The sequence below is a fragment of the Geobacillus sp. WSUCF1 genome, from assembly GCF_000422025.1.
In the GTDB taxonomy this organism is placed as follows: Bacteria; Bacillota; Bacilli; order Bacillales; family Anoxybacillaceae; genus Geobacillus; species Geobacillus zalihae.
In genome coordinates this window covers 1-8,576 of the sequence record NZ_ATCO01000139.1, presented here as the reverse complement: position 1 = coordinate 8,576, position 8,576 = coordinate 1, and the positions used below count along the sequence as shown (strand labels likewise).

The 8,576-nt window shown below is 53.3% G+C and carries 4 protein-coding genes, 1 pseudogene and 1 other annotated feature; of the genes and pseudogenes, 1 reads left to right on the top strand and 4 read right to left on the bottom strand.

Annotated elements, in window-relative coordinates:
* Positions 1-130 precede the first annotated feature (130 nt).
* From I656_RS03100 to I656_RS03110, 3 genes are all read right to left on the bottom strand, one after another.
* On the bottom strand, positions 131-3,004 hold the full coding sequence (locus I656_RS03100; protein WP_020756233.1) for a VWA domain-containing protein: 2,874 nt from the start codon (positions 3,002-3,004) through the stop codon (positions 131-133).
* A gap of 76 nt (positions 3,005-3,080) precedes the next feature.
* Positions 3,081-4,373, bottom strand: a complete 1,293-nt coding sequence (locus tag I656_RS03105) for a folylpolyglutamate synthase/dihydrofolate synthase family protein (RefSeq protein ID WP_033006373.1) — start codon at positions 4,371-4,373, stop codon at positions 3,081-3,083.
* A gap of 217 nt (positions 4,374-4,590) precedes the next feature.
* Entirely contained in the window at positions 4,591-7,233 is a 2,643-nt protein-coding gene (locus I656_RS03110; RefSeq protein ID WP_020756231.1) for a valine--tRNA ligase, read from the bottom strand.
* Between the two features lie 100 nt (positions 7,234-7,333).
* Positions 7,334-7,569 (bottom strand) — a binding site (T-box leader).
* A gap of 139 nt (positions 7,570-7,708) precedes the next feature.
* Here I656_RS03110 and I656_RS03115 point away from each other — a divergent pair.
* Positions 7,709-7,897, top strand: coding sequence for a hypothetical protein (locus tag I656_RS03115; RefSeq protein WP_011232115.1), 189 nt, complete (start codon positions 7,709-7,711; stop codon positions 7,895-7,897).
* A gap of 38 nt (positions 7,898-7,935) precedes the next feature.
* Here the strand turns inward: I656_RS03115 and I656_RS0116410 are convergent.
* Positions 7,936-8,576, bottom strand: a pseudogene (locus I656_RS0116410) (spore coat protein YsxE); the annotation flags it as partial.

Genomic DNA, 8,576 nt, shown 5'->3' with positions numbered 1-8,576 from the left:
CCATATTCTATCCTATTCGTTGGCTGACGCCAACCGACATTCATCTCCCACTTTCACTTCGTTTCAAAGTGGGAGACTTCTTTCGGAAAGATGTTAAAGACAGACGGCCTTTGGGTCAGCTCCTTTTCCTTTACCATCGACCGCCGTTGTTCCCGCCGTTATTGTTCGTGGGCGACGGGCGGACGATGACCATCACCTCTGCTTGAATATCACGTCCATCTGGGGCCTTCGCGTTCGCTGTTGCCGTAACCGTTGCATACCCGACATCCACAGCCTGCAAATACCATCTTCCGTTTTGTTGAATAATGTCGACAAACCTCCTATCGGACGACGTCACCAAGCGGAGCGTTTGATCCGTCGCATTTTCCGGGATAAAGCGGAGCTGCTCCGCCACTTCGAGCCGATCGCCTGGATTCATATAGATCACCGGGTTGCGGAAAGCCATGCCTGTGAGCGCTACGTACGGATCAATCACACGGATGGACGCTGTTGCAGAGGCATTCCCGCCGTCTGTAGAACGCACTGTAATGGCAACCGTCCCTGGTTTCAGCGCCGTGACGACCCCGTTTTGCACAACAGCCACAGCATTATCGCTTGACGACCATACCAACGTTTTGTTCGTCGCATCGCTTGGCACGATTGTCACCGGAATGGTCTGCACATCCCCGACGTTCATCGTCGCCTGATACGAGCCGAGTTTCAGTTCGGTGATCAACTTTGTATACGTAAACACCGCGCTCGCCAAACCTGTTCCTCTCGTTAATCCTCCTGACGACTGCACGTTCACTGTGTATGACCCATCGTTTGAAATGGCGATTTCATACGGAGACTTGAGCGCTGTCCAAGCAGATGCCGAACCATTTCGAATCATTTGATACTGATAGGACACGCCTTCCCCGGCCACCGGCCCCACCAATTTGACGGTAGGCGCCTCGTACGTCGTCGTACCATTCGCTACAGCGCCTTTTGGCGTTGTCACCACGAGATGCGGTTTAATATACACCGACACCGTTTGGCCATTGCTGTAGGTGACAAGCAGCACGCCGTCATCATTTGGGTCATACTGCATCGCTTTGACAGGCAACGGCAATAATCCATTTGCATTAGGATCCGCCCGCCCGACGATGTCGTCTGATAAAGCAGAAAATTTGTGTTTGGTAATAGTCCCCATTCCATTCCCTTCATAGTAAACGTTCGGAAAATCATCCAAGCGAACTGTCATGCCGATTCGTTCCGCCGGCGGAACGAGCGTCGATGTTTTGGCGCCATAACGGCTGTCGGTGAATGTCACCGAAGCTGGCGGCAATTGAACACTGTTCATGGCAAAGTCAGCCTGCATCACCCATTGCGCCGAGAGCGTCAGTTTGTTGAGCTGGCTGTAGTCGAACGTTTGATTGGTGAAAGACCATTTGGCATAACGCTTGCCATTCTCCACATAGGTTGTGACTTTGTCATCGGGAACAACGGAGATGCCATCGGGCAGTTCTTGGACAATGCTCACATTGCTGATCGTCCCGGTCGCATTGCCGACATACCCGACAAGCGACAACGAATACGTGGCCCGGAAGCGGTTGTCGTCGCCATCGGTTGCCCCCCGTTTGATTAAGCTTGTGACATCATTGGTCAGCCCTTGCAGCTTCACCGTTCCAGTAAACGACGGCGGCGCTTCGTCTTTGACCGTGACGGTCACCGTTTTCGTCACAGCCGGCTGTGGTTGGCCATACACATCGCGATACGTCAGTTCAGCAGTGAACGTATATGTCCCTTTTGCTTTAAATGACACGGGAATCGGAATCGTCACCGGCGCCGGAGTGCCTTGACCAACTTGGTATGGGATGGAAAACGAAATATACGCGTTTTGCTTGTTTTCATCCAGCCATACTTGGCCGTTTTCCGCAACGGCGACATTACCGCCAAACGACGAAAGCGGGATGCGGATCGTTCCGGTGATCGCTGGCGTGGTGGCAAGCTGGGAAAACTGTTGGAACAAAGCGGTCAAATTTTGCGTCGTTCCTTGCCGCGCCTCGCCGCCGGCAGTCGCTGAAAGCGACCGTAAATAGTCCATATCGACTTCATCATTGTCGCCGAAGCCGATTGAGTAAAGGGTGATATTGTTCATCCCGAGCGTTTTTGCCACCGCTGTGGCATCGGCTCGGATTTTTCCTTCAATGCTGCTGTAAGTGAACGAATAGCCGTTATCCCAAGATACCCGCCATCCATTAACATAATCTTGCCCATCGCTGTAAAATTGGCGAGAATATCCTTTGTTGTCGGTAAAACGGATACCAGCAGTCCGCCCATCACTGTACAATTCATATGTGACCGAAAGAGAATCGGTTACTCTATTCCCTGTGTACTGATATCCGCCCAAAAATTTCGGTTTGACCTCCCGATACGTAATCGTATCAACTGTATTCAACACCGTCGGCATGCCGTCAGTCAAAAAAATGATGTACTTTTTCCTTGTTGGATCGGTAAAATATGATCTTGCAAGTGACAAAGCGGCTGAATAGTTCGTCCCCCCGCTGGCGGTCAAACTGTTTCCCGTGCTGAGAATGGCGTCAAGCTGGCTCGCTACATCGGAATATTTTCCAAATGGAACGACGCTCGCCTGCCGGACCCCATCGGAAAACGGAATAAGGGCAAATCGGTCATTTTGATTGTAATTGGACTTAAAATAGTTGACTGCCGCCTGCAGAGCAGATTTGGCGCTTTGCAGCTTCATTGCCGTCATCGACCCCGACACATCCATGATAAACACAAGGTCGATCGGAGGACGAATGATCGTAGACACCGATCCTTGCGGGTTGAGCGTCACATCGAGCCTCCCTTGTGCATCAGCATTCGGGGGTTTCACATACTCGGGCTGCGACGAAGAAAATTGGAACTGGAGCGATGGCAGAGAGGCTGCTTGCACCGTTCCCCCCTTTCCTCCTGGGCCAAACATGAGCAAAAATGCCCATATCGCTACGATCAACCATTGGAAAAGCTTCCTTTTCCCCATTTTCCTCTCCCCATTCGAGACAAAATTCCTATTTACATTATATCATTCTACTATTGCAGTTGATAGCAAAATTTTCTTATCTCATTCCTTTTTTTACTTCAGAAATAAAGTACAAGGATCCTGTAATCAAAAGCAGATCCCGCTCAGTCAACCGCGAGGCCTGCTCACGAATCCATTTTTCCCACTGAAGAACAGTTGCCTTTTGTTGATGAGTGGAAAGGTCCGCCAACTGTTCCGCCGCTGCCGCGCGCGGAAAATCAAACGTCGTAAATGTGATCGTATCCGCGAGCTCATCAAGCAGCTGAATCATCCGCTCCAGCGGCTTGTCGGTCAGCGCGGCGAACAAGACATGGACGCGCTTGTCGGGATAATGAGCGCGCACCGTCTCGACAAGGGCGCGAATGCCGGCTTCGTTATGGGCGCCGTCGAGAATGATGAGCGGTTTGCCGCTCACCCGCTCAAACCGGCCGGGCCAAGCAGCAGTGGCCAGCCCATCGGCGATATGCTCCGGCTCGATTAAAAACGAATAGCCAAGGCGCAACAATTCTGCCGCCATCACCGCCACCGCCGCATTGTCGACTTGATGGGCGCCGGGCATTTGAATGCGCAAATCGCGGTATTCGGCAAACGGCGTGGCGAGGGAAAACTGCTCTCCTTCGGCGATCGTTTTCCAGTCTGTTACAGTAAAATCAACGCCGAGACGATATGTTTTCGCTTTCCGCTCCGCCGCCGTCTTGGCGATCACATCCCACGCCTCAGGCTCGTTGACCGCTGTCACAAGCGGAACCCCTGATTTAATGATCCCCGCTTTTTCCGCGGCGATCTGATCGAGCGTATCGCCTAAGATGTTCATATGATCGTAGCTGACGTTCGTAATGACGGAAAGGAGCGGATAAATGATGTTGGTTGAGTCCAAGCGGCCGCCGAGACCGACTTCAATGAGCACGATGTCTTGAATGTTTTTTTTGCCAAAATAATCAAGCATCATCGCCGTGATCACTTCAAATTCGGTCGGTCCGCCAAGTTCCGTCTGTTCCAATTCGTCCGCAAGCGGTTTGATCGTTTGCACAAGCTCCACGATCTCTTCATCGCGAATCGGTTCGCCGTTTATGCTGATTCGTTCGTTAAACTGCTCGACATACGGCGAGGTGAACGTGCCGACCGAATAGCCCGCCGCCTGCAAAATCGAGCGCAAATAGGCGACCGTTGACCCTTTGCCGTTCGTTCCCCCGATATGGACGGCGCGGACGCGGCGTTCCGGGTGGCCGAGTTGTTCCATCATCCATTCCATCCGTTTCAATCCCGGTTTTATGCCAAGCCGCAGCCGCCCGTGAATCCAAGCGACCGCTTCTTCATACGTTCGAACCATGTCCATCATCCTCCTTTTTCCATTGGTGTCTTGCCGCCCCCTGCCGGCTTCATGCGGCGGATGCGCCACACATCGAGAAGCCTGGTGAAAGCGAGTATATGTTGACAACAAACCTCTTCTCAGAATATGACAAACCTTCTATCATGATCCATCGAAAAAGACGAATCCACAGGAAAGCGGATTCGTCTTCATCATAATCAACAGCTAGATCGTTTGTCTACCGTTTGAGCTCGGCGAGGCGCGCCTTGACGGCTTCGCGTTTTTCCATGTAATCTTGCCGCTTGCGCCGCTCTTCTTCGACGACATGAGCCGGCGCTTTCGCCAAAAATCCTTCGTTCGCCAGTTTCTTTTCGACGCGCTCGACTTCTTTGTTCCATTTGTCAAGCTCTTTTTCAAGCCGCTTAATTTCCTCCTCAATATTGATCAATCCTTCAAGCGGCATGATGAGCTCGGCGCCGGTGACGACCGCCGTCATCGCTTTGTCCGGCGCGGGAACGTTTGTATCGATCAAGAGCTCGCTCGGGTTGCAGAACCGCTCAAGATAGGCGCGGTTTTTCATGAGCGCCGCCCGCACTTGTTCATCTTTCACCTTAATATAGAGCGCAATCGGCTTGCTCGGCGGCGTGTTCACTTCGGCGCGGACGTTGCGGACGGCGCGGATGATGTCGACGAGCATCCGCATTTCTTCCGCCGCTTCTTCGTTCGACAGCTCAGGGCGCACTTGCGGCCACGGAGCGACGGTGATCGATTCGCCTTCATGCGGCAAGTTTTGCCAAATTTCCTCGGTAATGAACGGCATGAACGGGTGAAGCAGGCGCATCGTGTTGTCGAGCACATACGCCAACACGGAGCGCGTCGTCTTTTTCGCCGCTTCGTCGTCACCGTAAAGCGGCAATTTCGCCATTTCAATGTACCAGTCGCACAAGTCGTCCCAAATAAAGTTGTACAGCGTGCGCCCCGCTTCGCCGAATTCGTATTTCTCAGCAAGCTTCGTCACCGTGTCGATCGTTTCGTTGAGGCGCGTTAAAATCCAATGGTCGGCGACCGTTTTTTCGCCGCTCAAATCAAGCTCCTCGTACGTCATGCCGCCCATGTTCATCAAGGCAAAGCGCGAGGCGTTCCAAATTTTGTTGGCAAAATTCCACGTCGCTTCAACTTTTTCGGTGCTGAAGCGCAAGTCTTGCCCCGGCGAGCTGCCGGTCGCCAAGAAGTAACGGAGCGCATCGGCGCCGTACTGATCGATCACATCCATCGGATCGACGCCGTTGCCGAGCGATTTGCTCATTTTCCGCCCTTGGGCATCGCGGACAAGACCGTGGATGAGCACGTCTTTGAACGGGCGCTTCCCGGTGAATTCGAGCCCTTGGAAAATCATGCGCGACACCCAGAAGAAAATGATGTCATAGCCGGTGACAAGCACATCAGTCGGGTAGTAGCGCTTGTAATCCGACGATTCCACATCCGGCCATCCCATTGTCGAGAACGGCCAAAGCGCCGAACTGAACCATGTATCAAGCACATCCTGGTCTTGTTCCCAATTTTCAATGTCCGCTGGCGGTTCATGGTCGACGTAAATTTCGCCTGTTTCTTTATGGTACCACGCCGGAATCCGGTGCCCCCACCAAAGCTGGCGCGAAATGCACCAGTCGCGGATGTTTTCAAGCCAATGCAAATACGTTTTTTCAAACCGGTCCGGCACGAACTGCACTTTTTCGTCCGTTTGCTGCAGCTTGATGGCGGCTTCGGCGAGCGGCTTCATTTTCACAAACCATTGCGTCGACAAATACGGCTCAACGACCGCGCCGCTCCGTTCGCTATGACCGACGGAGTGCACGTGCTCCTCGATTTTAAAGAGGACGCCTTGTTCTTGCAAATCGCGGACGATTTGCTTCCGGCATTCAAACCGGTCAAGCCCCTGGTATTGCATGGCGTTTTCATTCATCGTGCCGTCTTCGTTCATGACAAGAATGCGCGGCAAATTGTGGCGGTTGCCGATTTCAAAATCGTTCGGGTCGTGCGCCGGCGTAATTTTGACCGCTCCGGAGCCGAACTCCATATCGACATATTCGTCGGCAATGATCGGTATTTCGCGGCCAACGATCGGCAGTTTCACCATTTTGCCGATCAAGTGCTTGTACCGCTCGTCATCGGGGTGCACAGCGACGGCCGTATCGCCGAGCATCGTTTCCGGACGGGTCGTCGCCACTTCAATGCAGCCGGAGCCGTCGGCGAGCGGATAGCGCAAATGGTAGAGCGCGCCTTTTACTTCTTTATAAACAACCTCAATGTCCGACAAAGCGGTTTTCGTCACCGGGTCCCAGTTGATGATGTACTCGCCGCGGTAAATAAGCCCTTTCCGGTAGAGCGAGACGAACACTTCGCGCACCGCTTTTGAGAGCCCTTCATCGAGTGTGAACCGCTCGCGCGTGTAATCGAGGCCAAGCCCCAACTTCGCCCATTGGCTGCGAATATGGCCGGCGTATTCTTCCTTCCACTTCCACGTTTCTTCTAAAAATTTTTCCCGGCCTAAATCGTAGCGCGACAGCCCTTGCTGGCGCAGCTTCTCTTCCACTTTCGCCTGGGTGGCGATGCCGGCGTGATCCATTCCCGGAAGCCACAAAACGTCATACCCTTGCATCCGCTTCATGCGCGTAATGATGTCTTGCAGCGTCGTATCCCACGCGTGCCCCAGATGCAGTTTGCCGGTGACGTTGGGCGGTGGAATGACGATCGTAAACGGTCGTTTGTTCGGATCACCGGTCGCCTCAAAAAATTTTCCTTTCAGCCACCATTCGTAGCGCCCCGCTTCGACCGCGCGGTGGTCGTATTTGGGCGGCATCGACACTTCGTGCTGTGCCATGTTTCATTTCCCTCCTTCAACATGATGGACAATGCGGCCGACGGCGGCTTCCCACTGAGCAATGCCGCGCAGCCGGCAAGCAAAAAAGCCCCTTTCATCCAAAAAGGACGAAAGGAGCTGCTTTCGCGGTACCACCTTTTTTCTTAAGCCCAAAGGCTTAAGCGCTTCATTGGCATAACGGCATGATGCCGGCTTCCTCTACTCGGCAGCAGCGCCTTTCAAAGAAGCAGCTCAAGGGCGACCTTCCAGCAGCCGTCATCCTAGGAAATCTCGCAGCTTCTGATTTCCCTCTCTGCAGGCGCGGACCGCTGTACTCCTCCCCGTCTTCGCTTTTGTCATCATGGTTTGATTATTATACTACCATTGTCCATCATCTTTGCCAAGTTTTTATTTATTTATTCCATCCGTGTGCATTTGGTGACAAACCATCGCACGTTTCATATTGTATAGTAAACCGGAGAAGGAGGGAATGTCGATGCGGCGATTCAACCCGTATTCGTGGCCGCCGTGGCTGAGGCAAGTGCGCGCCGTCTGCGCCCAAGTGATCATCCCGCTCACCATTTTTCAAGCGATCCGCACCATTTTTCTGCCAACGACGTTTGATGTCATTTTATTGGCCATCTTCGTTTTCATTGCCGTGGCGCTCCATCTGGAATGGATTTAGTGCGACGCCGTTTTGTTTGGGCTGCATTCAAAACCCATTTAATCATTGCTGCTTTCATCCGCCGGCGGTTCGTTGTCTACCGCTTCTTCCTGCTGCCGCACGGCGTCGCGTTGGACAAGGTGCATAACGAGCGCCTCCATATTTTTGAACGCCAAATAACGACGCTGCAACGCGGCCACATATTCCCGTTCGTTCCGCTCGTTTCGCGAAGCGGCCTCATACCGCTCCAAACAGCGGACAAACCCACGCGGCTCCGCCAAATGGCTGTATAAAAACGCCCGCTCCCCGTCGGACAGCGGCAACTCCTTCTCGTACTCCTCCATTCCTTCAAGCCACTCGCGCCCAAGCGGCGGCATTGTCTGTACATGAAAACGGAGCGCGGCGATCACATCAAAGAGCGGCGAATTCCAATGCGCCCGCTCCCAACTGATCCAATACGGCGGGATATAGTGGGAGAGGCGCGCTTTGCCGTGCACCCAAGCGATGCGCCATTGCTTCGTCTCTTTGAGCGTCTCTTCCCACACATCGAGCCGTTCTTCAGCGAACGAGTACGCGCGCATCACCTCATGAAAATAGGTGCAGCATTGGAGCTGAAACGGAGACATGTACCACGCCGCTTCGTACCGCTCAATCCGTTCTTCCCAAACCATCCGCGCCCGTTGCCATTCGTCCTTTTTTT